Origin of the sequence: Cytobacillus sp. Hz8, from assembly GCF_042263505.1 — a bacterium.
Lineage (GTDB): Bacteria > Bacillota > Bacilli > Bacillales > Cytobacillaceae > Bacillus_BE.
The window spans coordinates 276,382-302,781 of record NZ_JBHKFI010000004.1 but is presented as its reverse complement, the minus strand read 5'-3'; the positions used below and the strand labels follow the sequence as shown (position 1 = coordinate 302,781).

The window sequence follows — 26,400 nt, the reverse complement described above, 5'->3', positions numbered from 1 at the left end:
GTTTTTTCTTTATTTTAACATTTCTAGTTAAACTCCCGTTAGTCGAACAAGAAAAAGAGCCGCAGTGCATCCTTTTGTTCAACTCAAGCACCCATTTGTTTAAGTACATTTCTTCACAAAAGTGAACTACTTCCCTCTAAGAGCGTTGCCAAAAACTCACTAAATTTTACTAAACCACCACATAATAAGAATGAGACTCGCTACTCCCCAAACTGTGGTTCCCACTATCCACCAAACAAAGGATTGGATAGTACTTTTCTTCCTTTCCATATTTCTTCTTATCAAAGAGAGAACAACAAATCCGATTATGTAAAAAACAACAGTTATCCCAAGTAAGAAATCCACTTTCAATACCCCTTTTTTGAGTATTACTTTCCTAACCTGCTACGTAATTTAAGTACTTTCCTTCGTAATTTTTATTTTTAACATAAATATCCAATTATCTTTGGAGAAAATCTTCATAATTTCTTCGCTCCATAACGATTTTCTTTAAATGTGTTACTCAAGAAAATGGCCCGATTACAGACCAACTCTATTGTCACCCAACAATTCCCTAATCCACCTTTTAATTCAAACGTACTTTTCCTTTCCTATAAATCACCCATTTAGATAACTAATTCAAAGGGGGCAAAGTATCGTAATTTTTTTGCAAGCATCGCGACTTTATGCAAAACATTGCATTAGAGTTTCTGACTTAAAAGCTGTTAATTCTTCAATTCACTTATTAACGGATTCAAGCAAATTAATGGTCACTGTTGAACCTCTCCTTTTTTTGTTAATTATAGCGTTTTTACCCTTTAAGAAATCTTATTATTGAACTATTTGGTTCTAAAACAAAACGAGCATTTTTTAGCAAAAAGTTAATAAGCGAAAAAAATTTAAGGAATTACGTTTACTTATTCAGTTAGACTGTATATAATATTATTAAGTTCAACTGTATAGTCAAACTGAATAGTAGGTGAGTATATGAAACATAAACTGTTACCATTGTCTGAAACCATGCACTATATTTTATTAGCTCTACGTGAACCACTTCATGGTTATGCCATTATGCAAAAGATTGAACAAATGAGTAAAGGCACAGTTATCTTGGCTGCTGGAACTTTGTATGGTGCGATTGAAAATTTAAATAAGCATGGTTGGATTGAGCCAGTATCCGGAGAGAATGGTAGACGAAAAGTTTATAAAATTACAGATAAAGGAATAACAATTTTGAATATCGAGCGCGAAAGATTACTCCATATTATATCCCTATATGAAATGAGTGAGATCGATGAAGAAATTTAAATTGTTTTTTAATATTGTAGAAGAAGAGCAATGGTTAAATAAGCAATTACAAAAAGGATATCGCTGTACAAACATTAGTGGATTAGGAATATATACGTTTAAAAAAACAAACAAAGCCTATATTATACGGTTGGATTATCAGGATTTTTTATCAGCAAATAAGTTTGAAGAATACAAAACGATATATGAAGATTTTGGCTGGACACATATGAAAGGTTCACGACTTGGTAGTATTCATTATTGGCAAAAAACAGCTGATAGTCAAAATGAGATTTTCTCAGATCGTCAATCATATGTACAATACTATAAACGATTAATGAACTACTCATTATCACTAGCTGTTACGTTTTTGATGATTAGCTATACGGTATATAGGGATTCAAATTTATATGAAACTAAAGGGCTTTGGGATATGGAAGGGTCTTTGTTTTGGAAAGCCTTCTTATTTGAAACACCGTTTGTCATTATCAAATTAATTCCCTTAATCATGATTATCCTCTTTGGAATCAACTACTTCAAAGCATATCGTCAATACTCAATATTAAAAGAGAAATAGTATTTAGGGTGCTAAAATATAAGATTTAATTAACAAATTAAATAACTTTAAATCCCTTTCCAGTATATTACTAGTGGAAGGGTCCTGCTTTAAAGCTCCTTTTGAAGTGATTATCTATAAATGATCCTCGAGCAATTAAGTATTTTTCACCTAATATTTATTTAAGAAATGTTTTGTTTCTAGTGTTATTGTCAATATGAATTTGAGCCAGAGTATTATTCAACAATCTGGCCGAATTCATTAAGAAGAGCGCATTTCTTACTGCAGAAATGCGCTCGATTGTAGAATATAGTTATTGAATTAAAGCTACACGTTAGCACTATCTATTCGGCCTAAAAGAAACATTAATATCTATCTTGACTTATAGATCAATATTACTTTTTGTTCTATATGGTCTAAAGAAGGCTCGAATTTCTTTGGCTAGAAGTTCAGGTTCTTCCATGGCAGTAAAATGTCCACCCCTAGGCATTGTAGTCCAACGGGTGATGTTCAGATTGCGTTCGGCCCATTCTTTGGGCGGCAGCAAGATATCTGCAGGAAAAAGAGCTAAACCTGTCGGCACATCTATACGCTCCATTGGCGGCAAAGAATGCGTGTTTTCATAATAGATCTGAACTGATGATCCAATGGTATTTGTCACCCAATAGATCATAATATTAGTGAGCAATTCATCCTTGCTGAAACTTTGCTGCAGATCACCGTTACAATCACTCCATGCAAGGAATTTTTCAATAATCCAGGCAGCTACACCTATTGGTGAGTCAGAAAGTCCGTATGAAAGAGTCTGGGGTTTTGTCGATTGAATAGACATATAGCCTCCCTCATTGGAAATCCATGAAGGGGCACTTTTTTTGTATTGCAATTCTTTTTCTGAAAGTCCCGCATTATCCTGTGAAGTCATGAGGCTTCTAATGATGCCGATATCTGTCAGGTGGATTCCAATCAGAAGTTCTGGATGATTGAAGGCCAGATATCTTGTAACACCTGAACCTACATCCCCGCCTGCTGCAGCGAATTTATGATAGCCCAGTTTCTCAGTCATCAGTTTGGCCCAAAGCTCAGAAACAAAATAATTGTTGACGCCGCTATGTTTAGGCCAGCTGGAGAAGCCAAATCCCGGCAGTGAAGGGACAATTACATCAAAAGAGTCTTCAGGATCGCCACCGTGATGGGCAGGATCAGTAAGAAAAGGGATAATCTTCTGGTAGCGTATGTAGCTGTCAGGCCAGCCATGGGTAAGGATAATCGGTATAGGCCTAGGCCCACGACCACGCTCGTGCACGAAGTGAATATCTATTCCATCGATGCCACAGTGAAATTGAGAAAAGCGGTTTAATTCAGTTTCTTGTGCGCGCCAATCATATTGGTCCCGCCAATACGAAACGAGCGATTGCAAATAGGTTATATCGGTACCTCGTTCCCAACCCGAGCCTTCTAACTGATTGGGCCAGCGGACATGGCCCAGCCTGTATTTTAAATCATCAAGAACTTTATCAGATACCTGAATATGGAAGGGTTCAACAGACATTATGAATTCTCCTTACATATAGGTTTTGGCAAAATTTAATAACCAAAACTCTCGTTTAATGATTAATAATAGTATGTCGTTAAAAAATGTTTATATGCATATTCCATCACCTAATCAATTTTCCTTTTTGACTACGGATTATCACAATCTCTTCGTTCCATAACGATTTTCTATAAACACGTTATTCAAGAAAATGGCCCTAAAATAGAAAATAAGCGTTTATCATTGTTCAAGGATAGCGCCCTTTAATTGAGTAACTATGATATGTCCTTTTACCATAAAATCATTAATGATACTTTAACTAACGCCCTATAGTTTCTCTATCAGTGCTTCTAAAAAAAATTAAATATCAGTTTTCATTTTTTTGATTTTTGTAAGTGCTTGTTTTGCTATTTCTTGATTTTGTTCACTTTGATTTGAGGTTGCGATCTGTTCTAAAGCATTTTTTAATATATCAATTTGCTTTTCATACAATTCAAGTAGTTTCTCCATAATAACACCTCATACTAAATTATTATTTTTTGAAGGCTTATTTCATTAATCTGTATGTACATTATTTGAACAAAATAGAAATAATCCTTCTACGATTTACGCCCGTTCATCAAGGAGTTGAAGAATCAAAATGATTAATCACCTTGCTGGCAATTACTATTTCTCGTTGCTATCCACCAATGATGGTTTAACGATTCCATGAATTATAATTCCTTTTTCTTTAAAATAGATAAAAAATTCATGCTAGTTAGCAAACTGTGGTAATCCGTATATTTCCTGCTTGTTCATCTCTGATTTTAAATACCATTATTTCACCATTTTTAAGTTGCAGCTTATATGTATTAGCCATATCTTAATCCCCCTTCGTCACGAATAATTATATAACAATTTGACTTTGTTAAACCTATGTAGCCAAGGAAAATGGCTTTACCCTAACAAAACTTTACTTACTTCATCAACAGAAATAACTTTTGCAAAACGATTATTCCATATTTTATAATTATAAAACTCATAAAGTTTTTGACCAGATAGATACTCATTATCAAAAGTTGTATTTGTTTGTTCTGGGATAATTACCTTATATCCATTATCAAATGCACTTTTCAGAGTTGCATCAATACAATATTCTGTTTGAAGTCCTGTCAAAATAATAGTATCTATTTTTTTAGTCTCCAAATATTCGTTTAAACCTGTTTTAAAAAAAGCACTATTATATTTCTTTTCAAAAACTTTTTCATTCTTATTAGGTGCTATTTCACTATAAACCTGCCATCCATCATTACCATACTCTAATTCTTCTCCAATTCCATCATCGTGTCGTACATATATCACTTCTTTATTAGAATCCCTTGCAACAGAGATAAGTCTTTTGATATTTCCAATTACTTTTTCCTCATTATATGGATGTTCTTTAATTAATGCTGTTTGAACATCAACAACCAACAAAGCACTATTACTCATAAAACATCATCCTTCATAAAAAATTTAACAGGCATTCTTATTATATTAACCTGGCCCGTTAGCACAAAAAGTGACTACTCTTTTTTAAGCAATCGCACCCCTTAGTTGAAGAACTGCATTTTAATCTTTTGGTTGATCCCACTCTTCATCAAGGACGAGTTTCCCCTCTTCATCACGGATATATGCCATACCTGGAGGGGAACTAAGAAACGGAATTATTTCGTTATCGTAATTACATATTGTATTAACTTGAAAAACTGAATGGTTCTCAGAGTTATCCATATATTCATCACTCTCATCACCAGCAAGAAATCTCCAACCACTATCTGGATTTCCGTTTTGATATGGTTCTTCTCTATACATAAATCCAACTTTGCAACCATCAACCGTTATTCTATCAGAAGCAATGCAACCTTCTTCAGAGTGGATTAATCGTATAATCTTGTCACCTGGTATGTAGAATTTTTTTGCCTTCTTTTTAAACCTAAACATTTCCTCACTCCTGTTCCATTTCATTAAATTCGACCTTGAGAAAAGTATTTCCTTCTTCGAGTAACCTGTCTCGTTACTTCAATACCACGTTTTCAATTCTATAATCAGGGCAATAATTCCTGTAATAAACGAAAAGCAGGAAATGATTTTGTTATTATCAAAAGCCTGGAAATTATATGAATCGGACAAAAGGATTGAAGGATTCTCTCCTCAAACATTAAGAACTTATAGGCTCCAGTCCAAGTTTCTGATTCAACACTTTAACGATGTGAATATTCAGTCATTGACCACTGACCAACTGAAAGGATACTTAGCAAAATCCAGTGAACACCTAAAGCCGTCAAGTTGGGCTCATCGAATTCGATTTATTAAATCTTTATTTCGTTGGTCACACGAGGAAGGGCATCTGCCCAAAAATCCAGCTGCTAAAATCAAAGAACCTAAACAAGGGAAACGGATTCCAAAGTTTCTAACGGAGAGAGAAATTGTTTCTATTGATAAAAATTGTATCAACTGGTCTAATCGTTCTGCCATTGTGCTTGGAAAGGGGGATGAGGAAAGGGAGGTCTACTTTAATATACGTTGTGAAATCTGGCTAAAACGATACTTAGACCTTCGCAAGGATAAGGACCCAGCTATTTTTGTTACGGAACGGTACCCGCATAGAATGAGTATTGGGCAGATAAGGTACATCATAAAACGAATATCAAGTCGTGCAGGAATCAATAAAGAAATTCATCCTCACCAACTACGCCACAGCTATGCCACGCACCTTTTGAATAACGGTGCTCCCATTGATGTTATTCAAAGTTTACTAGGACACTAAAAGAGCGAGACCACTAGGATTTATGCTCAGTTAAGTGGAAGCCTTAGAAGAGAATTTTATAGAAAATATTTTTAGAAATTGAATGGCAAAAGGCAACGGATAATTCCGGTGCCTTTTCACTATTGCCCCTGTTAGTGAAAAATAATTATATTTTTACCATACAAATTTAGATGATATGACCATTAACTTCAGTCGTTCCTGTACAGACACTCATTCGCCAATTGTTATCAATTGTCCAACAAGGATAATGTTCTTTCGTTAATTTATTTTGCCTCAAAATTCTAGGGGCTTACTCACCCACCATACCGTCATTATCATTATCGCGCATATAGGGGTATAACCAATGATCACTCGTTATTGGCATACTGAAACCTGCTGCTTTTGCTTCTTTAATCGTCACTTGTCCATTACCGTTTGTATCAACACTAGAAATATCACCGCTTGTGTTTGAACTAGTTGAATCGGAAGGCTCACTGCCTGTTAAACCGAGTGATGCGTTTACTTCATCAGGGTTCACATTGTCAAATGTATCAACGATTTCGTTACCCCTTAAAGTATAGCTATACTGATAACTTGAAGGAATCTGCGTTTCCGTATTCGGATATGTGATAATTGCTTCAAAATTAGTGGCTCCACCTGCGCTACGGATCACGTCTTCCATATAAGCTTGATCACCATGTCGGTTGAGCGTACTATCTTGGGGGGTAATATTATAAGCATTCGATACCCCTCCGAGAGAATCAGCAATGATATGTCCTTGATCTAAAACATCACTTTCGACACCAGGAACCTTTGCCTCATCAGAGTAGTATCTGCCAGATGATAATACAGGTTCGTTACGGTCATCTTGTAGAATGATTTCGTCAGCAATGACACGTACTAGTTGCCCGTATTCATTGGTAAATGCCCAATATTCACGGTCCCCATAACCAATGTCAACGACAACGTTAGGTTCACGATATCCAGTCAAATCACCACCATCAACTTCAATAAGTTTGTATCCTGAGAACAGTTCATGATTTGATTTGGTTGGTGTTTTCTCGACGACCGGTTGTTGAACAACCGTAGTGTTCGTTTCTTCGTTTTTACTATTTTTATTTGTATTAACAGTGGTTACTTCTTGCGGATTTGTTTTTCTATTTGTAACGGATATATCTTCTACATTGCTACAACCAACCATAAAAATGGTCGTTAAAAGTAATATTAAATAGTTCATTTTCTTTTTCATTTTAGGACTCTCCTATAATAGTTTCAATTCCATATATTATTGAACTAACCTGCCCGTTACTTTAAGTGTAACACTTCACAAACTTCACTTTTATATAACATAAATATCCATATAATATTGTCCTAAAGAATAACAAAAACGGTAGTTATAGATATATAGATTTTAAGCAATGATTTGATACGTTAAAAATTAGCTTAAATAAAATAATCTCAAAAACAATCGTTTTGAGATTCATAAGGCAAGTAACAGGATATATTTTATTATGTTATATTTTACTATTCGTTTAAAAAGTCGAATTTCTATAAAGCCTCCGATTGTTAAAGGGCAATACTTCACTTTCTTGATTTACACATATATAACTAACGGAAACAAAGGTTATATTCACTTTGTAAATGGCTAAAGTTGTGGATTGGTTGTAGTTATCAATAAACAATTGAAACATACGTTTTCTGTGAACTAAGAAACAACCTCTCTAAATTCCTCTTGATTAAGGAATTTCATGAGAGGTTTATTTTATATGTCGCTCTTCGAAAAATATTTCAGAGTATCTTCACGTATTTGTTTGGGTAAGACACGATCAAGTTCTTCATTTAACCATGACAGTGTTTTACTACGTAATTCATCACGCATTTTTTCTTCCGCAGAGAGCATAACTAAATTGATGGTGCAAAAGGATGGAGCTGTACAGCAGTTTTCTCTATACAAATAACCATTATCTTTAATATTTTTACATTGAAAAATGGGCTTAGGACCTTCAACTGCCTCAATTACATCCCAAAAGGAAATATCTTTTGGAGACTTAGATAACCTATATCCTCCCTTTACACCGGGGACAGAACTTACAATACCAGCCTTAGATAATTTACCGAAAACTTTTGAAAGAAATGTCTCAGAAAGTCCTTGGAACTCTGCCAAATCCTTTATCCCAATACTATCGTTGGAAGGAACATCAATTAAATAAACCAGACAATGTAAAGCATACTCAACTCCCACACTATACTGCATATAACCTCACCTACTTTTGATTAAGGATTATCAAATTGTATCTTACGAGTATTTAGAGTTCTAGTCAAATAAAAGAAGTCTCTTTTGGTAAATTTTATTCATTTGACAAAATTAATTATAGCATATATTATAGACAATGTTAATCGACGATTAATCTGCTCTTTAATTCAACCTTTTTATGAGGAAATAAATTGGAATAAAGAATGGAACTACAAAAATAATCAAACTAATAGAGGTGGAACAATGAATATTTTACAGTTAATGGCTCATCCTGATTACAACAATCAAAAAAGAGCAGCAAACCGTTTAGCAGATGTTGGATTAAAAACTTTACAAGAAAAATTAAATGGTCAAGGAACAATCGAAGCATTAAATGTTTACGATCCAAATAATTTTATCCCGCAAATTACTGCTGACACTTTAAATCTTACTAATCCTAAAGAAACGTCTGCTGAACGTTTAAAAAATCATGAAGCACAACATAAATTAATTAAACAATGGAAGTCAGCAGAGTATATTTATATTTATATGCCTTTGCATAATTGGAATGTGCCTGCAAAGTTTAAAGACTATCTGGATAATATACTAACAGCAGGAGAAACATTCAAATACACTGAAACTGGTTCAGTTGGATTAATGTCAGACAAAACTACCAAGGTCACATTTATCCTCACGAGTGGAAGTGAATATGATACTGATTACCGATATGTAAATTTAGATATTGCACCACAATATATGCGCGGAGTACTGCACATGATGGGAATTAACCAAATGAAATTAATACGTGCTCAAGGCTTAGACATTATTATTAACGACAAAGAAGAAATAATGAAATCAGCTGAAAAAGAATTAGTAGGTTATATTAGCTCAAATTCTTACAAGTAGAATTTCATGTAAAAATTTTCTGATGAAATTTTAAGATGCTAGCGTACAAATCTTTTCAAAGGACACAAAGTTCCTAGAACTTATAGATGAAATTAGGAAGCTTAGTTTTATACTAAATCAAAGGAGTCTTGCTATATGAGCCAAAGAGTTTCTTACTATGAAATTGCACCTGATGGTATGAAAATTATGATGGATATGGAAAAATACACGAAAATGACAACAATCGAGCGAAAACTTCGTGAGCTTATTAAAATTCGTGTTTCTCAAATTAACGGCTGTGCATTTTGTTTGAATATGCATACAACAGATGCACGAAAAATGGGTGAAACAGAACAAAGAATATACTGTGTAAGTGCTTGGCAAGAGTGTGAATTCTATACTGAAGCAGAAAAAGTAGCTTTAGAATTGGCAGAGCACGTGACATTAATCCCGACAAAACGTGTTCCAGATGAACTTTATCAAAGAGTGCGTGAACATTATGATGAGAACCAGTATGTTGATCTTGTTCTGATAATAAACCAAATTAACAGTTGGAATAGAATTTCTATTGCAATGGGAAATACAGCAACTGAAAAATAACAACTCTCAATGAACATCTTATAGTGCTTGTTTCTGATTTTAGATAGAAGGCATTATTGTGATCGAGGTAAACGCGGAGCTTCAAATATTAAGGCGAAAGAATATGGATGGAAACCAATATATCCTACTTGGCGTACTGGCTTCAGAACATGCATAAAATCATAAAGTAGGGTAACTTAAATTGAATTATTGTTTTTGAATAAAATATAAATTTAGTCATTATTATATGCTATTGGAGATGTTATTCTAATGAAAGTAAATTATCAACTAAAAAAAACTGTTGACTTAAAAGAAATCAAAGAAGCTATTAAACCTTATGGTGGACGGTGTGCTAAAATTGCTGAGGGTTCACTTGAGTTTCAAATAAAGGAAGAAAATCAAACATCAGCTTATGAGTTTTTAAAGGATAAAGGTTATATTGATTAAAAATATTTAGGCTATTTGCCTAAATAAATTGGGCGATTGCTAAATAGATGCAATCGCCTTCTTAATTTTTTGCTCTACTGTTTAATGCATTTATAAGTTAGACACTTATATTGTTTTAAAAAAAAACCTTAAAATTCAATTTTGCAATCTATTCTGGCTCAAAAAACTCATTGTCCCTTAGAGAAAAATCCATTTTCACTCTAGGTTTACACTAAAAAACTATTTTTGTAGCTTTAAAATAAAGATTGATTAAAAACTCTCTTCTCTCCATATACAGCAGCAATTAAAAAACCGTTATTTTGAAAAGAGATTGATCAAAATGACGGTTTTCTATTTGATTAAATATCAATTTTTTTTAATAAAGTTTGATCATTTCTTATTGAACTAAATCACCCCGTTAGCTTAAGTACAATACTTCACAATTCCCCATAAAAAGGGTAGCCCTTCCTATTCAACCAAAAAAGGTACTATTACCTTCATTAATCTTTTGTTGAATTACAATTAACGAATAATATCTTTCAAAATAGTCTAATAAAAAACCGAACCCCTAAAAAGAGGATACGTTTTTCTTGTTTTTAACCACTTCTTGATATAAAGGCTCCAGATGCTGTTGAACACTCTGAAGCTCTCCTTTCCCACTTGCCGTAATACTGTATTGAGAACCATTGGCAGTTAAATATCCTTCGTTTGCTAAATGAGTTAATTCCTGTTGAATCTCCTGTGGGGTTATTTGATATCGGTGGCTGTTAATCTCTGGTTGTATTCCTTCAGGAGTAATTGATTTTTGATTCGCATGATACAACAAGTGGATACGTATAAATGGTTTTTCAAAGCCTTCATGCATAATAAAAGTCCTTCTTTCCAAATATTATTTTACTTTTATAGTTTGAACTTTTTTCCCCATACAATTCATCGATTATTATTTATTAAAGTTTTAAAAACACAGTAATAAAACATTCTGGAATTTCCAAAAGAAATCATATTCAGAATCTAAGTTATAATAAATTAACCCTCCAAGTAACTGGAAAATCATCATTTAGCCATGCTTAAAAGAATAAAATTTTAATTTTCCTCTTGATACTCTACAAAGCATTGGATTTAGGGCATATACCACCCTGAAAATGTTGTTTACCATATCATTTGTAAACCACCCTTAGTTAAACTTAATTGCTTCGTTGTAAACAAAAAAGCATCCCTACTTAAAGGAATGCACCCGATAGTTGAAGAAGTCCAATTCGATTTAGCAGTTTCTAATCCCAATAATTAAAGATTACATCTCCAATTCTCTCGGGTTTCCAATACGTTAATTGCTTCAATTCAGCACTGTTCAGTTCATTTTGTATAGTACTTTTTGAATCAGAATTTATTATTATTGGTTCATTCAACTCCTTTGTACCCAGAACACTATAAAAAGGGCTAAACTCTTTTTTAAAATGAGGTTCATCATAGAAGTCAATCTCTCCAAAATTAACAACAGAGGCAAAAGCTAATAAAGGATAATGTGCATTTAAAAGTATATAAAAATGTTTATTAAGGACATTAACTTCTACACAAAAAAAATTAGTTTTTTCATTTGGTTCTTTAAACTCTATAACCGTTCCTCCGTTATTTTTTATGACATTAAAACAAATCTGTTTATACTGTTTTCCATCAATCATTGGAGGTTCATTATATCTTTCATAAAAGCCAGTTATTCCATTAGGAAGTTTCATTAATTGCTACCACCTTTATTGAATTCAATTAATTATATTCCTTTTCTTCTTCAACTTTCCTGCCCGTTACTTCAATAAGAAAAATGTGGGGAATCGGTCGACAAACTGAAAAAACACTCAATAGAATGGGAATTTTTAATGTTGGTCAACTGGCCCGCTACGATTTAGCATTATTAGAAAAGAAATTTGGGATTATGGGCAACCAGTTATACCACCATACCTGGGGCGTAGATCTGTCCGAAATTGGTGCTCCGATTATCCAAGGACAGGTGAGCCTTGGTAAAAGTCAAATCCTCTTACGAGATTATAAGGATGAGAAAGATATTAAAGCTGTCGTCTTGGAAATGTGCGAAGAAGTCGCAAGAAGAGCTCGGAACGCCCGAAAAGTTGGCCGGACAATCTCGTTTGGATTGGGTTATAGTAAAGATGAATTTGGTGGTGGATTCTATCGGTCACGAACTATCGAAACTCCCACAAATGTAACAATGGATATATATCGAGTTTGCCTCGATTTAATGAAAGAACACTACAGAGATAATACAGTGAGACAAGTCTCCTTATCGATCACAAAACTATTTGTCGATTATGAGATGCAACTCGATCTTTTTGATAAAAACGGTTGGAAAAAACGTGAGCTTGGTTACGTCGTTGACCAGATCCGGAAAAAATTTGGATCAGCTTCCCTCTTAAGAGCCGTATCGTATACAGATGCAGGAACGACCAAACATCGATCAACCCTAGTTGGCGGGCATAAAGGTTAAGGCTAGTTGTTACCTCTCCAAAATGAGAGGTTTTTTATTTGGCACAAAATAGACATAACCACTAATAGGAAATATATAGAAATTTGTCGAAATTTACAATGTGGGGAAATATGGTTAGTGGGAGATTTTATTTAATCGATTTTCAATGTGGATTTACATCACCAGGTTACGACTAAGTGGTGGAAAGTTAGTTAGAGAAAACGGGCGATTTATTGTTATTAGAGTTTTTTATCAAGAAGATGATACTTTCATTGCAGTAGCTAGCACCAGTTTTTGCACGGTGTATAACTGCTACGGATCAACAAAACAACAGGCGCAAGGATATGGCCTTATTTAGGATGAGGCAGTTGCTTAATAATAAACCGAAAGTCTATAATAAAAAAGTTGAAGATGATGGTTTCTCTTATTTCTATGAATCTCCTAAAGATTGAGGTTTTTTTCTAATATTATCGAGTCGAACAATATATCAGATATGTGTTGATATAATTTATCTCAGATAGCTCCGCTGATAAAGGGTGAGCAACAAAGGAGTAAGAGAATGATAAAAATTTTTTGGATATTCTTTGTTTGTAATGTAGGAGTAATCATATTATTATTGCTACCAGATATTATGCTTTTGAGTGATGCACCAGATGGTTCGGGTGCGAGCTGGTCAAATTTTAGATTTTTATGCATTTTGCATACCATACCAAATATCATAACTTGGTTGAGTACATCGTTTGTTTACCGAAAGATAAGCGTCCCATTTATTATGTTTTTAATATTTGAGATACTTACACTTTCTTGGGTATTTTCGATGTTTTCAGGAGCATAGAGTGATATTTAAGTATTTAAAATTTTCTAGGTTGATATGTAAGATTTTGCAATTTAATAATACAGGTACTATATTACTATTTAAGTATTCCGCAAAATAAAAATGGCCCCCTACTCACACGAGTAAGGGGCTTTTTCATGTATTTACAATCTGCCGCGGAAGAGTTTAGCATTATACAAATTAAATTCCTGTATTTCTGTAATATCATCGACAATCCACCTAGCGATCTCCCTTTTATCAGGGGTGATAATCTGAATGGTAGCTGGTTGTCTAGAATTCCTGTAATCCATTCTATCACTTATCATTTTCGCAATTGTCCCCAGCACTTTATCACTAAGTGGTAGTGCCGCTTTAGGTACGTTTGAATCCCCCATCCAAACAATTCTTGGACTATTAGCAGGGAAAAGACCCCCATCCCAAGCTGCCGCAACGACAGCTATGATCTTCAACTCTTGCTCCCTATAATTGAAGAAGGGTTATTAAGATGCCTTTGTCTGAAACAACTTTATTCCTAATCCGATAAAAATAACACCTGTTATTTTATTCAATATGAATTCTACTTTTAGATTAGTCACATTAGTAAGAAGACCTTGGGTGTATATCTTTTTTATAGATATACTTTTTGTATCCTTAAGTTGAAAGTTAGATGATTTCTGTAATAACATTCGAATACCAAGATAAACCAAATATCCTACACCTATGATTTTAACAACGGTGAATAATACAACAGATGTTGTTAGAATGACAGATAATCCAATAGAAGCCAAAAATGTATGCACTAATGAACCTGTAGAAATCCCAAGAACGGAATAATTCCTCCTTTTTTACCTTGAGATATACTTCTGCTAACAATGTACATTGTATCTGTACCAGGAGTAATATTCATCAAAAGTGCTGTTAATAAAAATAGTCCGAAACATGTGATTCCAACCAATATGACCCACTCCTATCAAATTTTATTTATCAATCTTTCCATGACCTTATTGCACTGTCCTGCCCGTTACTTTAAGTACAAACCTTCACAAACTCTTCGAAACTCTAACACAGATATCCAATTTTCTTAAAAGGGTCCCACCAACAAAACGTGGAAAACGTATGTTATCAAGACCTAAATTGTAAAAAGCCATAAAAAATAAAGGGTGATACATATTAGTCATGTATAATATGTACCATCCTTTTACTTCTTGTTCAACAAACGCCCCCGATTGTGGAAGATTGTTTTCTGTTTCTAAGAATAAGTTCTACCTTTCATTTTTTATCTATTTTTTTCGCTTGCGGTTCAAACATGGATAGTGTGACAGACTGTTTTTTGTTAATTTTCCCAATAATTTGATATAGGTTATTCTCAATATATCTCAGTTAATGATGATTTATTTTCTTTGATGCTAGGATAGCGTATCCCCATTTGGGTGGTTTTATGATATTTACATACTCATTACTATTCCGAACACGTTTGAAGTGACTTTGATCATTATCCCATGTGATATAATGCTTTTCATACATACCCTCATGTTCGTTCTTTAAACAAGGCAAAACAATATATATATATCCCTTTTAATTCCTTGCGTTCTTTGAGAGTTTATGTCTAATTTTGCAGTTTGCCAAGTAGTATAACGCTTTACGATTTCTGTATTCTGAACTAGTCTCCTCTTTCATTTTCTTTGGATAAATTGGTTTTTGTGTGTTGACGGAAATTTAAAAACAGCTTACGAAATTATAAGCTGTTTTTTGAATTAAAATAAGGTTCAACAAATTTCCAGGTTCGCTCAAAATCGTCTTGCGTGTTCTCATCCCAAAAGTCAGCGAACATTGGGTGATGAAAACGCGAAAACAAGCCAATCAGACACAGATTTTCTTGGCGGTCAGTCATACCAGAAGCGGCCCCGAGGCTGTCAATCAGGTCGTTCATGTGTCTTTCAACAAGCTCAGGCTTAGTACTTAAATACTCTATATGGAGCTTGAACATGACAGGTTCAGCCTTGTAAGCAGCGTGTTTAGCGCTCGCGAGCGTCCAAAACCAGTTGTGAATCGTCTCGGATTGCGACTTTTTCGGGTCAACTTTGTACGGGAAAAGGTCAGCCAGCATAGCATCAAGCCAGTTAAAAGCGAGCACTTCCCAGAGATCTGCTTTATTCTTGAAATGCTTGTACAGTGCGGGTTGAGAGATATTTACGGATGCTGCGAGATCCGTCAAACTCACGTTTCCGTAGCCTTTTTCTAACAGCAGTTCCTGCGCTTTTTCTAAAATTTTTTCCTTGGTGTTCATGCTTTTATTTTATCACAAGTTATAATTATTGACAAATATAACTCTGTAAGTTATTATATTTTCCATCAGTTAGTTATAAAACTGATAAAATATAACTTGATAAAGGGGAAATAAATTTATGAAAGCACTCATCACAGGCACAAATAAAGGCATTGGCTTTGCTATTGCAGAAGCTCTCGGAAAATCAGGCGTTGGAATTTTGGTTGGCGCACGCAGCGAAAGTCGTGGCCAAGAAGCAGTTAAAAAGCTGTCAGCACAAGGTATTACAGCAAGTTTTGTCAAAATTGATTTGAACAATTTTGACACGATTCACAACGCTGCAGAAGAAATCGATCAGTTTGATTTGCTTATCAACAATGCGGGAATTCCTGACAGTCACAAGGCTGACCGCCCCGACCTTGACCATAAGAAAACAACGTTTGACTACACGACCGACGACCTCCGTGAGACACTGGAAGTCAATTTCCTCGGGACGCACGAGATGATTAGAAGTTTCCTGCCGAAACTCGCTAAAAATGGAAAAATCGTGAACATCACGGTACCGATTCAGCCAAATAATTTCTGGCATCCACTCGCTTATCAGACCAGTAAAGCCGCGCAAAATGTGATGGCGATGACTTACGCACTTGAGTTCAAAAATACGGGCAGCAGCAAACAGATTTTTGGCGTCATGCCTGGTGGTGTGGCAACGGATCTCAACGGACATACCGCTGGCGCGCTTGATGGCTACATCAAATCAGCTGAAGAAGCGGGTGAGCTCATCGCGAAACTCGCGCTTGACACGGAAAACCACAACGGTCAGATGATTCAATTTGACGGGAAAATCGTTACAGATTACGAAGTGCAAATACACTGATAACTGATCAAATCCAGGCAAATCTTTAAAAATTTGTAGAAGAAAATTCTGATATGATCCAAACCAAATGATGAACAAACGCTCCAACTCTAACAGAAAAAGCCGTCAATACTGACAGCTTTTTCTTTAGTTTGCTTTTTTAAACAACAAACTCCTTTACTTGCGGTACGGTTCTCCGTGTTATTTGTAACTGCAAGGTTTAAGTCCATCCTTTACCGATGTCCCTTTTTTGAATCAAGAATAAACATAGACGCATCTTGTCCCATGAATATTTTATTTCCAGTATAAAAAGTTTTGAATTGAATATCCCTATACCCTATTTTAGTCATAATGTCGGTTAACTCTTCTGGATTAAATCCGTTATGAACAATATCTGAAACTATTTTTTCATTTTTATCAAAATCCACGATTAATAGATGTCCTCCTTCATTAAGAACATCAAATAATCTTGATAAAACTAATTCAACATCATGAATGTGGAGTAGAACCTGAGACATAAAAATATAGTCGGCATGTAAATCCGATAGCCTTTCCTTTTCAATATCAAAGCATAATGTATCTACATTCTGAATATTAACATCAGTTATTTTTTGCTTTATTTGATTAATCATGTTTTGTGACGTATCCAGAAAAAGTATAGAATTAAACTCGTTTAACAAGTTCATTCCGACAAGACCAGTTCCACACCCAAAATCAATAGCATTCTTACTTTTAGCGTCAACTAAATAATTACGGATAGCATCTGATGATACCTTTGCAATTTGGTTTCTTTCAGGAGTATCATATTTATTAGCTATCATTTCAAATTTATCAGTATTTCCCATTATTATCTCTCCAATCAGCCTTAATAAACAAACCTGAACACTAAAAAACTTGCCATTAATTAGGATACGATTTTGCATATCACAATTCAACTAATCTGCCCGTTACTTGAATAAGAAAAAGGCATTACAGTTGTTCCAGTAATGCACCCGTTTGTAAAAATAAGGTTATTAAATTAACTAAACTAAACACCAAAAATCAATGTACCACCAATCATATAAATAAATGGAAATAGGAATAAGACTGAATTTGCAATTATGGCACCAAGCGTCAAAGCACTTTTTTTGATTTGGTACGCTTTTGATGCAAAAAATAGACCTAAAGAACAAAAAACTAAAGGAAAAAATACTGGTAACCCTTGTATCTTTTCAAGGGTTGTAATATCAAACATAAAATTCACAATGAATATTAGAGGAACAAGGAATAACAAATAAGCAAGTATAATGAACATCTTTTGCATAACACAATCCCCTTTTTGGAAAATTCTGTTACGTAAATACTAACATAAAACAAGCTGTAATTGGTTTAATTTTTTTTAATTCTTGTTGAAGTAATCTGCTCTGATAGTTCAATAAATTCAATAAAAAAAGCATTAATCCTTCTTGAATTAATGCCCCCCTTTAGTTTAAGTGCATTTCTTCACAATCTTTTTATTTCTCATCATCAGTTCTTCGTTTATGTTTTTCATTAATGATTTTCTTGTTAAGTATCCTTACTTTACCAACCATTAGCAACCTCATATCTTCAACAATATACCTAGCTAACTCTTCGTCAGAAATGTCATCTCCTTCAATATCAAGACGGAATTCCTGTCCTTGAATTCCACCGCCATTCGTAAACTCAATTTCAAAATCAAATAAAACTCTTTTATCCATTTCTACTCCACCTCAACGTATTTTAGAGTATTATATATATTCTGGTTTTTGAAAAAATTACCGTCGCAGCGATTATTGTCGGAAATCGATCTTTCACTCAAGCACCCGTTCAACAAGATAACTTTAAACAAATAAAGCCATTAATATTAAATCCTGATAACTGTTTCCTATCTTTACACCTTTTGTTTTTCTTCCTTCTTCAACAAATCCAATTGTTTTATATAATTTAATTGCCCCAATATTATCTTCCATTACTTCAAGACAAACTTTTTCAATTTTGCTATTATTTTTTGCCCAATTGATTAATGTTTCTAATAATGCTCTTCCAATACCATAATTACGGTACTCAGGGAGCACTGTCATTCCAAAAGCACCTTGATGGCTAATTTTCTCTTTGTCACCGTTTCTAAAATCGATGGCACCAACAAGTCTACCATCAACTTCAGCAATAAATTGTACATAATTTGGATTTTTCACATACATACTTAACAACTTCTTCATATCTTCTAGTGTTATTTTCTGTGTATCCTCAGTAGTACTTATCATATATGGAGCATCTACCAATGCTTTCGAAGCAGCAACCAATATCCTATCTGCATCCAGTATCGTTGCTTCCCGAACAGTAACTTTTTTTCCATTCTTTGTATAATAAGAGACAAAATTAGTTGATAAAATACTAAACACATCCTCCCCATAAAAATAAAATATCTACTGTGTATTTTACCATAAAAATCCAAGAACCTTCTTCAACTATCCTGCCCCCGTTAGTTTAATAATTTCATAAAAAAGAGCGCAATCGCTTCTTGGATTAAACCAGCTAATAGGATGTCAATATTTTTCATTAAAATTCTATAAAAATAAATGCTATACTAAAAATGCTCATGCCAAATAACCTTCCTCAATCCTATTGGAAGGTTTTTCATTAGTTACTTAATTGTATCTCTTAAGCCAAATCCAGGAAAGTTTCTTTGCTTTTTAGTAAGGCAAAAATCCAATGAACAAATTTGTTTGTACAGGCTATCATAGCTACTTTAAAAGGCTTTCCTTCTTCTCGCTTTTTATCATAGAACGCTTTAAGTTTCTTATTGCGAGAACCTCTTATCCCACAGAGAACAGCCATATATAAGGCATGACGCAATCTGCTTGAACCTCTCTTGGTAATCCGATTTATTGTCGCTGTAAATTTACCTGACGAATGTACACTTGGATCAATCCCAGAGAAAGCAGCCAGTTTTTTAGGATGATTAAACCGTTCAATTTCTCCAATTTCGGAAATAATCGTTGCCGCGATTTTTTCTCCGATGCCAGGGATTGACTGGATAATCTTATATTCTTCTATTTCTCCTGCAAGGGCATCTATTTGATCATCTAACTTTGCTAGATGCTCTTGGTATTGGAGAAGCATTTGGATATACATTTCAAGGCTTATCAAATGACTTTGATACAATGTGCTCTTAAATGGATTGCGTTTCGCTGCTTCAAGGAGCTTCTTTGCTCTGTCCCTAGCCCAACGCTCTGAACGACTCAAACATAAACTTGAAATCTTTTCTGTTAATCTAGTTTCTCCAGCTTGTAACACAGATTCTGAAGTACTAAATTCCAACAGTAAATTTAAAGACACTTTAGAATACGTATCTCCAAATACCCCTTTGTATTCAGGAGATACCTGATCAAAAATCGCATGGAACTGTAATTTAGCTTGAACATATAGACCAGTAATTGTTTCATGCTGTCTTGTAAGATTACGAAGGTTTAAAAGTTGGATTCCCCTTTTCTTATACGGCTCAAAATCTTCTTTGTAAAACAGTTCACACAAACGAAATGCATCTATTTCATCCGTCTTTACTTTTCGTAAACTTGACTTTTTAGCGTTATAAGAAAGTAACGGATTAACCAGAATATACAAGTAATTTTGTTCATCTAAAAATTGAATTACAGGTATGTGGTAATCCCCCGTGGATTCTAATATAATTGTTGGCTCAACCTTAGACTCCTTCTCCACCTCCTCTAAAAAGCGAAGTAAATTTGTTAATTCCTCAGTAGTGTGAAATACAGTAAAACTTTTTCCATATGGCTTTCCTTTATCTAAAAATGCTTGAACCTGACTTTCCCCTTTTGAAACATCCAGACCAACTACTGGATTCATTTTTTATCTCTTCCTCTCCATTTATTTGCCAGTAACCCCTATTCCTCCATGCAGTATCATAGCTTCGCTTGTTATACGAGATCATTGTCCCAACCAGCCTCAAACATGTTTCTCCAAGTAGGGGGCGGACAGTTTAGTTGACGGGATCTTTGTCCCACGCACCCGTACGTCCTACCCTGGCTACTGATATAATAGATTCTATTAAAAAAGGGTCAACCAGTAAAAACTGGTTAACCTTATAATACGAACGCACCCTTTAGTTGAACAAATTTTAGACTTCAAAATATCTCTTGACTGTTTTTATTCAAAAATTGAGAAATCATATGATATTCATTTATCACTCGTTTCCTCCCACCGTCTGATAAATACCAATTTTCTTTATTCAATCCACGATTATCTTCTAATGGAAGTACGTCTAAAACCACATCATCCTTCGCATATGCAGAAGCAATTAATAAAAATCTGCTCATAAAAAATGTCTTTCCTGCTAAGAGTATATTTTTATCTGTTTTATAATCTATTTGAGACATTGCATTTCTTATTACATCATTTGCAGATTCTGCTTCTCCTCTAATTGGAAAAAGGATATTTTCAGGTATTCCTAATTTCATAAGTAACTTTTTATGGTAGGAAAATTCATCTTCATTTAGAAATTTATTATGCACATTCGGTATCATTATTTTCTTAAATGGCTCTTCTTCGTATAGTCTGACAATATGTCCATTTAATTCAGGAAAGTGCCCTGGGTGAAAGAGCACTACATCAGCATTTTTAAATTTTTCCTCTCTATCTATAAATATTTTTTCACCTAATAATTTAGCAAATTGAATATTCATTAAATACACCTCGAAAAAATAGGAATTTTCACATATTTCCTATTTATTCGAGTAGGACTATAATTTTTCCTTCTTACTGTACTAAACTGCTACGTTACTTTAAGTACAAACCTTCACAAACTCTTCGAAACTCTAACACAGATATCCAATTTTCTTTAAAGGGGTCCCACCAACGAAACGTGGAAAACATACGCTAAGCAAAATTCGACATGAAAAAAGCCAGTTTTTTTTTGCCTAAAACTGCGTTTTCAGGAAAGGACCCCATTAAGAAAAAGCAGGCAGTTCATTTTAATGATAATTTGATAAAACCTCATTTTTTTCAAATAATTTCTTGACCTGAATAGCCATATATTCCGAGGACTGCGGCATCTGATGACGGATCCACCACTTCACAATGCCAATAAAAGCAGAGGCCATGAATTGGGCATTTAATTCCTTGTCGACATCGGGTTTGGTTTCCAATTGGTCAATTTTATCGATAAGAATTTCTTTATTCAAATGGTCTAATTGTTTGTTTACCAGCTCATTAGATTCTGAAATCAGTTTAGTAAGTTCATTCATCTCTTTAAGAAGATTATCATCTTTAATTTTGTTATTAATTTCAGAGATCATTTTATTAATCATCTCCTCGCTTTTCTTATTTTGTTTTTCATCCAGTTCTCTTTGTTTATAACCGTTTTTGTATTAATTATAGAATCACAGCTCAAATAAGTTACAATAAAGTCGTTTAAATCTGGAATCTTTATTCAACAATTATAGTTGGTCTTTTGGTATCATTTTTTTTACTCGTAAGGAAAAGGATGCCAACAACTCCTTAACCAATCCTATTTTTCACTCTTTCCGAACATCCCTAATTAATAAATTTTCGAGTAGACAACAAAGGAAATAAATAAGGTACTTATCATTAATACTGTAAGGATTTGAATGAGTTCATTTGCTGTTAAAATAAAGAAATCTAGCTGTATTCCAATATTTAAGATGATTAAATAAATCATCATAGCAACAAAAGAAGCGAACATGCCTTTTTGCCTGATGAGCCTCATCCGTTCATCCTTTTGTTTAAATTGAGGGTACAGATAGGCTAAACAAAAACTCATAACAGCCATAGCAAGTGTCATATAAGCCATGGGTGCAGGTGCAGATTTCGCCATTATTCCAACAAATATCGTAAACGCAGACATCACAGAAAACAAAATACCAAAAACGATAAAAAGAACCCTTGAATTGCCCATGTTACTTCCCCCTTATCAAGTAATGTATTTCTTTCAATCTCCCTCGAATCCTTATTTATAGTCCTCTTCCTCCAAAATGAAAATACTTTCCACATTTGTTTCAAATAATTCAGCCATAATCATTGCCAAAGGAAGAGAAGGGTTGTATTTCCCCTTTTCAATCGAAATAATCGTTTGCCTGGAAACCCCTAATTTTTCAGCTAATCTATCTTGTGAAAAACCATGTTTCTTCCTTAACTCCGAAACTTTATTCTTCAACCCACTCACCACCTCTGTGTATTTTCATCATATTGTAAAGTTACCTTTACGTCAAGTTTACTTTACAAAAGTAAAAAAACTGTACCAATTTTAGTACAGTAATAAAGGAAGTTCGTATGAATAGGAAAAGAACAGCGACATACAATAGAAAAAGAAGTTGAAAATGGGGTTGGTTCACGATTGGACTACCACCGAATTTGGCACAAAAAAATCCGAAGGTCTGCCGGGAAAAGTATCGGAAAAACCCTCGGATTGGGAACGTTATTTTTATTTAAGGAACGATTATTTTTTTCTAAGAACCATATATTTTTTATAGAGACATCAAATCCACAACAATTTGTAGCTTTGAAATAAAGTTTGATCAAAAAAAACCTTGAAAACCCATATTTTACAATAAATAAGAAGAATCCATTTTAATAAAAGATCGATCAAAATGGATTCATTTTCAGCATATGTAGGTTTGGTTAGCAGAGATAAAAGAAATGAAAGAGAATCAAGGACTAACGATAAAAGAAATTAATGGAGAACACCATTGAATAACTCATAATATTGAAGAGCATAATTTATGCTCTTTTTTCGTTGTCCATCTTCAGCAATATGGTTCTGTGATAGGTGTCTTTACTTTTGTATGTATGTTCACGCTATGAATATATGGTATCTATTTGATTTGATGTAGGGATAAAGGAAAGAACCACTACCCAAAAATCAGGCCTATTACTAGATACTGGACATTTTTTCACTTTTTACATTGAAATACCTATTTTCTCTAATAACTCACTTTCTATTCAAAAGAGGTAATCCTAATAACAAAATAACATAAAACGAAATCCCGTTAATAAATGCTGCTCGGGTGCGTCCACGTATCGGATCATCAAATTGGTTTTGATATAGCGCCGTTTAAAGAAATGAAACCTTTCTTGATTTAATACGTATCACAAATGAAAAGTTAATTTAAGAAAGGAGTCTGGCATGAAAAAAATACATTTTTTTCTTATCATTGCGGTCTCATTGATACTAAGCGCATGCTCATTTCTAGGTGAAGTTAATAATTCAATTGACTATGTAAATCAAACGACTGATCATATTAATAAATTGAATACCTTTGCAGAAGAAGCTCCTCAATTGATCGAGAATGCTGCAAATGATTTAGAGATCAAGAAAGAACTAGAAACAAAATTAGTGACCCTTAAGCAGGATATCGAGGATTTTATTCAAATCAATGATGTCCCTTCTGTAGCAAAAGACATCCATCAAGAATTAGTTGCAAAAAATGAACTCTTACTTGATGAAATAAATAAAGTGTTACAAAGCGGAAATTTGACGTTAGATAAGTTAGAAAACTCAGAAATATTTACAACGATTACTGAATTAACAAATTTATTAAATAGAATTGAAAACCTTGGTCAATAAAAGGAGTCTTTTTCTTTATCAAACCTAAATAAAAGAACGTTTAAAGGAGGCACTATATTCCCTAAAAACTAAATCCATCTTTGGAATATCGTCAGGTAAAAAAGGCTGACTCGCATGAAATACCATTTTAGATTTAAAAAACAGTATTTATGAGTCAGCCTTATAACCTTACTCCCAAAAAGCAAGTGAACGTTTTTTCATAGATTCTCTATATTGTGCTGTCGAATTGAGTAGTACATTATTGGTTCCATAATCCATAATCACGCCATACCTGCGGATGACATCTAACTTATCGATTTGACCATTAAGGTATTTCTCTTCAACCAGCTTTGGATCAACCTCTAACCAAAGCTTCCGTTCTCTTCTGATTTGATCCCTTTCTGCATTTGTTTCTTCGTAATCAATTTCAAATAGATCCAGGTCTCTGTCAATTTCGTTTATTATGACTCCATAATCTTTTTTTGCTCTTTCAATCGAAACGTATTCATCAATCACATCTTCCAGGACATCTTCTGGATTTCTTTCAAGAGGATCTCCTAAACCACCGCCTCCTGCTGATGGTCTTGTAAATGAATCACCGCTATTTACCTTTACGTTTGAAAAAATAGCGCCTAAATATTGTTCATTTTCTCGTCCAGGATTTAACCATGCCCCATGTGGTGAAGAAGGCAGTCCTCCAAATATCCCCCACGTTACAGATCGCGCACGATCACAGCAATAGGACATAACCGAGTTATTTAATTTGGTTAGAACGCCCCCTTTCTCAACTCCGCACCCACCGCGGTATTTTCCGGGTCCGCCTGAATCAGTAATAATTTCATGCTTTGTCGTAATGACCGGCGACAGTCTTTCCTGCCCTTCACATGGTTGTACGCTTAAGCCTACGCCAAACACCGGCGAGGTTGAATTAGCACCGTCTAGTCCTGAACGGCCGCCATGACCTCCCGCCATCCAGTCATACCACATAAAGTAATGTTTTTGTTCCATTCTTTGATCCCATCCGCCAATTAATAAATACTCAAGGTTAAATGAACATGCGATTGCTCTTTTCGGCAAAATATTTGACCATAATTCAAAGCATGCATTCATAATTTTTTCATATGCGCCAGAACAAAAACCAGTTACAGCGATAGGTGCTGGAGCATTTACAACGGAATTTTCAGGCAGTTTCACTTTAACCACGCGATAAAAACCTGAATTTAAAGGGATTTCCGGGAAAAAGGTTTTGGTTCCCGCATAGACAGCAGATAATGAAGCACCAAACCCAGCATTTAAGAAACAGCCGATATAGTCATGTGAGCCAGCCAAATCATACAAAATCTCATCGTCAGAAATAGTCATTTTTACACGGATTGGAATAAGTCCGTCCCCTAGTTCCGGATCCATGTCAATGTAGTCAACTGTCTCCCACGTCCCCTTTTCCAAGGAAGCAATTTTCGATTTTGCTAGCCTTTCAACATAATTCTGCACTTCTTCAAATGCGATCAAGGTCGTTTCAATTCCATATTTATTGACGATACCCATCAACTGAGTCTGCCCGACCTTTGCAGCCTCAACTTGGGCACGTAAATCGCCGATTCGCTCCTCTGGAATCCGCATATTGGCTGCCAATACATTTACTACATCTTTTAAATAAGCTCCCTTGCTGTAAATCCTAACCGGCGGTATCCGAACTCCTTCACCATAGTGTTCTTTTGCGGTAATATCGAAAGACCCCGGTGTGGAACCGCCCATATCTGCCCAGTGACCATTCGTTTGCATTAGAGCGATCATTTTTCCTTCATAAAAAACAGGTAAAATAACCCGGGTGTCATTAAAATGGGTTCCCCCGCGGTACGGGTCATTGACAAGGAAGACATCCCCAGGGTGGATATCATCTTTAAAATCCTCTAACACAGCCTTCGCTGTTAAATGTAATGTCCCAACATGTACAGAAATGTCCTGTGTTCCTTGCATCACGGTATTCCCTTCTGCATCACAAAGGGCACAGCTAAAATCTCTACTGTAAATAACAAAGGAATAGCAGGTTCTTAAGATTTGTTCTGCCATTTGGTCTACAAGGTTAACAAATCCATTTTTTAAAACCTCAAATGTAACAGGATCTAACCTATTCATATTAGCCGTTTGAATATTGCTCATGGTCTCTCA

General features: G+C 34.5%; 27 protein-coding genes and 3 pseudogenes. 9 read left to right on the top strand and 21 right to left on the bottom strand.

The window, feature by feature from the left end; genetic code table 11:
• Nucleotides 1–966 precede the first annotated feature (966 nt).
• Nucleotides 967–1,287 (top strand): PadR family transcriptional regulator, encoded by a 321-nt coding sequence (locus tag ACE38V_RS08235; RefSeq protein ID WP_375840732.1) that lies wholly within the window; start codon nucleotides 967–969, stop codon nucleotides 1,285–1,287.
• Complete coding sequence (locus tag ACE38V_RS08230) at nucleotides 1,274–1,843, top strand: DUF2812 domain-containing protein (protein ID WP_375840731.1); 570 nt, start codon at nucleotides 1,274–1,276, stop codon at nucleotides 1,841–1,843. The genes ACE38V_RS08235 and ACE38V_RS08230 overlap by 14 nt, the downstream gene beginning before the upstream one ends.
• A 361-nt stretch (nucleotides 1,844–2,204) precedes the next feature.
• Here ACE38V_RS08230 and ACE38V_RS08225 read toward each other — a convergent pair whose 3' ends face one another.
• From ACE38V_RS08225 to ACE38V_RS08210, 4 genes are all read right to left on the bottom strand, one after another.
• The gene (locus tag ACE38V_RS08225; protein ID WP_375840730.1) at nucleotides 2,205–3,371 is read right to left on the bottom strand and encodes an epoxide hydrolase family protein; all 1,167 of its coding nucleotides are present in this window, start codon (nucleotides 3,369–3,371) and stop codon (nucleotides 2,205–2,207) included.
• 342 nt (nucleotides 3,372–3,713) lie between these two features.
• Nucleotides 3,714–3,863 (bottom strand): hypothetical protein, encoded by a 150-nt coding sequence (locus ACE38V_RS08220; protein WP_375840729.1) that lies wholly within the window; start codon nucleotides 3,861–3,863, stop codon nucleotides 3,714–3,716.
• A 426-nt stretch (nucleotides 3,864–4,289) separates the two neighbouring features.
• Nucleotides 4,290–4,823, bottom strand: a complete 534-nt coding sequence (locus ACE38V_RS08215) for a cysteine hydrolase family protein (protein ID WP_375840728.1) — start codon at nucleotides 4,821–4,823, stop codon at nucleotides 4,290–4,292.
• A gap of 120 nt (nucleotides 4,824–4,943) precedes the next feature.
• Nucleotides 4,944–5,315, bottom strand: coding sequence for a DUF2185 domain-containing protein (locus ACE38V_RS08210; protein ID WP_375840727.1), 372 nt, complete (start codon nucleotides 5,313–5,315; stop codon nucleotides 4,944–4,946).
• A gap of 148 nt (nucleotides 5,316–5,463) precedes the next feature.
• Between ACE38V_RS08210 and ACE38V_RS08205 the strand changes: the two are divergent.
• Nucleotides 5,464–6,216, top strand: a pseudogene (locus ACE38V_RS08205) (tyrosine-type recombinase/integrase).
• A 214-nt stretch (nucleotides 6,217–6,430) separates the two neighbouring features.
• Here the strand turns inward: ACE38V_RS08205 and ACE38V_RS08200 are convergent.
• Together ACE38V_RS08200 and ACE38V_RS08195 are read right to left on the bottom strand one after the other, a co-directional pair.
• Entirely contained in the window at nucleotides 6,431–7,369 is a 939-nt protein-coding gene (locus tag ACE38V_RS08200; RefSeq protein ID WP_375840726.1) for a DNA/RNA non-specific endonuclease, read from the bottom strand.
• Nucleotides 7,370–7,882: 513 nt separating this feature from the next.
• Nucleotides 7,883–8,374 (bottom strand): RrF2 family transcriptional regulator, encoded by a 492-nt coding sequence (locus ACE38V_RS08195; protein WP_375840725.1) that lies wholly within the window; start codon nucleotides 8,372–8,374, stop codon nucleotides 7,883–7,885.
• Between the two features lie 243 nt (nucleotides 8,375–8,617).
• On the opposite strand from ACE38V_RS08195, the gene ACE38V_RS08190 reads away from it, so the two are divergent.
• The 3 genes from ACE38V_RS08190 (at nucleotide 8,618) to ACE38V_RS08180 (ending at nucleotide 10,264) form a co-directional block, all read left to right on the top strand.
• Nucleotides 8,618–9,259, top strand: coding sequence for an NAD(P)H-dependent oxidoreductase (locus ACE38V_RS08190; protein ID WP_375840724.1), 642 nt, complete (start codon nucleotides 8,618–8,620; stop codon nucleotides 9,257–9,259).
• Between the two features lie 135 nt (nucleotides 9,260–9,394).
• Nucleotides 9,395–9,838 (top strand): carboxymuconolactone decarboxylase family protein, encoded by a 444-nt coding sequence (locus ACE38V_RS08185; protein WP_375840723.1) that lies wholly within the window; start codon nucleotides 9,395–9,397, stop codon nucleotides 9,836–9,838.
• 249 nt (nucleotides 9,839–10,087) lie between these two features.
• Nucleotides 10,088–10,264 (top strand): hypothetical protein, encoded by a 177-nt coding sequence (locus ACE38V_RS08180; protein ID WP_375840722.1) that lies wholly within the window; start codon nucleotides 10,088–10,090, stop codon nucleotides 10,262–10,264.
• A 547-nt stretch (nucleotides 10,265–10,811) separates the two neighbouring features.
• Here ACE38V_RS08180 and ACE38V_RS08175 read toward each other — a convergent pair.
• Together ACE38V_RS08175 and ACE38V_RS08170 are read right to left on the bottom strand one after the other, a co-directional pair.
• Nucleotides 10,812–11,108 (bottom strand): hypothetical protein, encoded by a 297-nt coding sequence (locus ACE38V_RS08175; protein WP_375840721.1) that lies wholly within the window; start codon nucleotides 11,106–11,108, stop codon nucleotides 10,812–10,814.
• A 406-nt stretch (nucleotides 11,109–11,514) separates the two neighbouring features.
• Entirely contained in the window at nucleotides 11,515–11,976 is a 462-nt protein-coding gene (locus tag ACE38V_RS08170) for a hypothetical protein (RefSeq protein ID WP_375840720.1), read from the bottom strand.
• Between the two features lie 65 nt (nucleotides 11,977–12,041).
• Here ACE38V_RS08170 and ACE38V_RS08165 point away from each other — a divergent pair.
• A pseudogene (locus tag ACE38V_RS08165) lies at nucleotides 12,042–12,737 on the top strand (DinB/UmuC family translesion DNA polymerase); the annotation flags it as partial.
• 957 nt (nucleotides 12,738–13,694) lie between these two features.
• Here ACE38V_RS08165 and ACE38V_RS08160 read toward each other — a convergent pair.
• The 3 genes and pseudogenes from ACE38V_RS08160 to ACE38V_RS08150 all read right to left on the bottom strand — a co-directional run bounded on the left by ACE38V_RS08160 (nucleotide 13,695) and on the right by ACE38V_RS08150 (nucleotide 15,817).
• Complete coding sequence (locus ACE38V_RS08160; protein WP_375840719.1) at nucleotides 13,695–14,000, bottom strand: hypothetical protein; 306 nt, start codon at nucleotides 13,998–14,000, stop codon at nucleotides 13,695–13,697.
• 30 nt (nucleotides 14,001–14,030) lie between these two features.
• A pseudogene (locus tag ACE38V_RS08155) lies at nucleotides 14,031–14,485 on the bottom strand (LysE family translocator).
• A 780-nt stretch (nucleotides 14,486–15,265) separates the two neighbouring features.
• The gene (locus tag ACE38V_RS08150; RefSeq protein ID WP_375840718.1) at nucleotides 15,266–15,817 is read right to left on the bottom strand and encodes a TetR/AcrR family transcriptional regulator; all 552 of its coding nucleotides are present in this window, start codon (nucleotides 15,815–15,817) and stop codon (nucleotides 15,266–15,268) included.
• Between the two features lie 118 nt (nucleotides 15,818–15,935).
• Here ACE38V_RS08150 and ACE38V_RS08145 point away from each other — a divergent pair, with 118 nt between their 5' ends.
• Nucleotides 15,936–16,673, top strand: coding sequence for an SDR family NAD(P)-dependent oxidoreductase (locus tag ACE38V_RS08145; protein WP_375840717.1), 738 nt, complete (start codon nucleotides 15,936–15,938; stop codon nucleotides 16,671–16,673).
• 212 nt (nucleotides 16,674–16,885) lie between these two features.
• Here ACE38V_RS08145 and ACE38V_RS08140 read toward each other — a convergent pair whose 3' ends face one another.
• From ACE38V_RS08140 to ACE38V_RS08100, 9 genes are all read right to left on the bottom strand, one after another.
• On the bottom strand, nucleotides 16,886–17,497 hold the full coding sequence (locus tag ACE38V_RS08140; protein WP_375840716.1) for a class I SAM-dependent methyltransferase: 612 nt from the start codon (nucleotides 17,495–17,497) through the stop codon (nucleotides 16,886–16,888).
• A 182-nt stretch (nucleotides 17,498–17,679) separates the two neighbouring features.
• Nucleotides 17,680–17,955, bottom strand: a complete 276-nt coding sequence (locus tag ACE38V_RS08135; RefSeq protein ID WP_375840715.1) for a hypothetical protein — start codon at nucleotides 17,953–17,955, stop codon at nucleotides 17,680–17,682.
• 190 nt (nucleotides 17,956–18,145) lie between these two features.
• Nucleotides 18,146–18,370 (bottom strand): cyclase, encoded by a 225-nt coding sequence (locus ACE38V_RS08130; RefSeq protein ID WP_375840714.1) that lies wholly within the window; start codon nucleotides 18,368–18,370, stop codon nucleotides 18,146–18,148.
• Between the two features lie 123 nt (nucleotides 18,371–18,493).
• On the bottom strand, nucleotides 18,494–19,054 hold the full coding sequence (locus tag ACE38V_RS08125; protein WP_375840713.1) for a GNAT family N-acetyltransferase: 561 nt from the start codon (nucleotides 19,052–19,054) through the stop codon (nucleotides 18,494–18,496).
• A gap of 259 nt (nucleotides 19,055–19,313) precedes the next feature.
• Complete coding sequence (locus ACE38V_RS08120; protein ID WP_375840712.1) at nucleotides 19,314–20,516, bottom strand: IS110 family RNA-guided transposase; 1,203 nt, start codon at nucleotides 20,514–20,516, stop codon at nucleotides 19,314–19,316.
• Between the two features lie 278 nt (nucleotides 20,517–20,794).
• Nucleotides 20,795–21,352 (bottom strand): hypothetical protein, encoded by a 558-nt coding sequence (locus tag ACE38V_RS08115; RefSeq protein WP_375840711.1) that lies wholly within the window; start codon nucleotides 21,350–21,352, stop codon nucleotides 20,795–20,797.
• A 288-nt stretch (nucleotides 21,353–21,640) separates the two neighbouring features.
• Nucleotides 21,641–21,964 (bottom strand): TetR-like C-terminal domain-containing protein, encoded by a 324-nt coding sequence (locus ACE38V_RS08110; protein WP_375840710.1) that lies wholly within the window; start codon nucleotides 21,962–21,964, stop codon nucleotides 21,641–21,643.
• Nucleotides 21,965–22,206: 242 nt separating this feature from the next.
• Complete coding sequence (locus ACE38V_RS08105) at nucleotides 22,207–22,584, bottom strand: permease (RefSeq protein WP_375840709.1); 378 nt, start codon at nucleotides 22,582–22,584, stop codon at nucleotides 22,207–22,209.
• A gap of 51 nt (nucleotides 22,585–22,635) precedes the next feature.
• On the bottom strand, nucleotides 22,636–22,842 hold the full coding sequence (locus ACE38V_RS08100; RefSeq protein WP_375840708.1) for a helix-turn-helix transcriptional regulator: 207 nt from the start codon (nucleotides 22,840–22,842) through the stop codon (nucleotides 22,636–22,638).
• A gap of 969 nt (nucleotides 22,843–23,811) precedes the next feature.
• On the opposite strand from ACE38V_RS08100, the gene ACE38V_RS08095 reads away from it, so the two are divergent.
• Nucleotides 23,812–24,252 (top strand): DUF6376 family protein, encoded by a 441-nt coding sequence (locus tag ACE38V_RS08095; RefSeq protein ID WP_375840707.1) that lies wholly within the window; start codon nucleotides 23,812–23,814, stop codon nucleotides 24,250–24,252.
• A gap of 168 nt (nucleotides 24,253–24,420) precedes the next feature.
• On the opposite strand, the gene ACE38V_RS08090 is transcribed toward ACE38V_RS08095, so the two are convergent.
• Nucleotides 24,421–26,391, bottom strand: coding sequence for a hydantoinase B/oxoprolinase family protein (locus ACE38V_RS08090; RefSeq protein WP_375840706.1), 1,971 nt, complete (start codon nucleotides 26,389–26,391; stop codon nucleotides 24,421–24,423).
• Nucleotides 26,392–26,400 lie beyond the last annotated feature (9 nt).

Excerpts from the sequence above, each read along its gene's own strand:
- ACE38V_RS08195 (WP_375840725.1), bottom strand. The coding sequence starts at position 8,374 with ATGCAGTATAGTGTGGGAGTTGAGTATGCTTTACATTGTCTGGTTTAT.
- ACE38V_RS08145 (WP_375840717.1), top strand. The coding sequence starts at position 15,936 with ATGAAAGCACTCATCACAGGCACAAATAAAGGCATTGGCTTTGCTATT.
- ACE38V_RS08095 (WP_375840707.1), top strand. The coding sequence starts at position 23,812 with ATGAAAAAAATACATTTTTTTCTTATCATTGCGGTCTCATTGATACTA.
- ACE38V_RS08090 (WP_375840706.1), bottom strand. The coding sequence starts at position 26,391 with ATGAGCAATATTCAAACGGCTAATATGAATAGGTTAGATCCTGTTACA.
- ACE38V_RS08190 (WP_375840724.1), top strand. The coding sequence starts at position 8,618 with ATGAATATTTTACAGTTAATGGCTCATCCTGATTACAACAATCAAAAA.
- ACE38V_RS08120 (WP_375840712.1), bottom strand. The coding sequence starts at position 20,516 with ATGAATCCAGTAGTTGGTCTGGATGTTTCAAAAGGGGAAAGTCAGGTT.
- ACE38V_RS08200 (WP_375840726.1), bottom strand. The coding sequence starts at position 7,369 with ATGAAAAAGAAAATGAACTATTTAATATTACTTTTAACGACCATTTTT.
- ACE38V_RS08235 (WP_375840732.1), top strand. The coding sequence starts at position 967 with ATGAAACATAAACTGTTACCATTGTCTGAAACCATGCACTATATTTTA.
- ACE38V_RS08135 (WP_375840715.1), bottom strand. The coding sequence starts at position 17,955 with ATGCAAAAGATGTTCATTATACTTGCTTATTTGTTATTCCTTGTTCCT.
- ACE38V_RS08150 (WP_375840718.1), bottom strand. The coding sequence starts at position 15,817 with ATGAACACCAAGGAAAAAATTTTAGAAAAAGCGCAGGAACTGCTGTTA.
- ACE38V_RS08140 (WP_375840716.1), bottom strand. The coding sequence starts at position 17,497 with ATGGGAAATACTGATAAATTTGAAATGATAGCTAATAAATATGATACT.
- ACE38V_RS08105 (WP_375840709.1), bottom strand. The coding sequence starts at position 22,584 with ATGGGCAATTCAAGGGTTCTTTTTATCGTTTTTGGTATTTTGTTTTCT.
- ACE38V_RS08175 (WP_375840721.1), bottom strand. The coding sequence starts at position 11,108 with ATGCATGAAGGCTTTGAAAAACCATTTATACGTATCCACTTGTTGTAT.
- ACE38V_RS08130 (WP_375840714.1), bottom strand. The coding sequence starts at position 18,370 with ATGGATAAAAGAGTTTTATTTGATTTTGAAATTGAGTTTACGAATGGC.
- ACE38V_RS08230 (WP_375840731.1), top strand. The coding sequence starts at position 1,274 with ATGAAGAAATTTAAATTGTTTTTTAATATTGTAGAAGAAGAGCAATGG.
- ACE38V_RS08225 (WP_375840730.1), bottom strand. The coding sequence starts at position 3,371 with ATGTCTGTTGAACCCTTCCATATTCAGGTATCTGATAAAGTTCTTGAT.
- ACE38V_RS08185 (WP_375840723.1), top strand. The coding sequence starts at position 9,395 with ATGAGCCAAAGAGTTTCTTACTATGAAATTGCACCTGATGGTATGAAA.
- ACE38V_RS08210 (WP_375840727.1), bottom strand. The coding sequence starts at position 5,315 with ATGTTTAGGTTTAAAAAGAAGGCAAAAAAATTCTACATACCAGGTGAC.
- ACE38V_RS08215 (WP_375840728.1), bottom strand. The coding sequence starts at position 4,823 with ATGAGTAATAGTGCTTTGTTGGTTGTTGATGTTCAAACAGCATTAATT.
- ACE38V_RS08110 (WP_375840710.1), bottom strand. The coding sequence starts at position 21,964 with ATGATCTCTGAAATTAATAACAAAATTAAAGATGATAATCTTCTTAAA.
- ACE38V_RS08220 (WP_375840729.1), bottom strand. The coding sequence starts at position 3,863 with ATGGAGAAACTACTTGAATTGTATGAAAAGCAAATTGATATATTAAAA.
- ACE38V_RS08170 (WP_375840720.1), bottom strand. The coding sequence starts at position 11,976 with ATGAAACTTCCTAATGGAATAACTGGCTTTTATGAAAGATATAATGAA.
- ACE38V_RS08180 (WP_375840722.1), top strand. The coding sequence starts at position 10,088 with ATGAAAGTAAATTATCAACTAAAAAAAACTGTTGACTTAAAAGAAATC.
- ACE38V_RS08115 (WP_375840711.1), bottom strand. The coding sequence starts at position 21,352 with ATGAATATTCAATTTGCTAAATTATTAGGTGAAAAAATATTTATAGAT.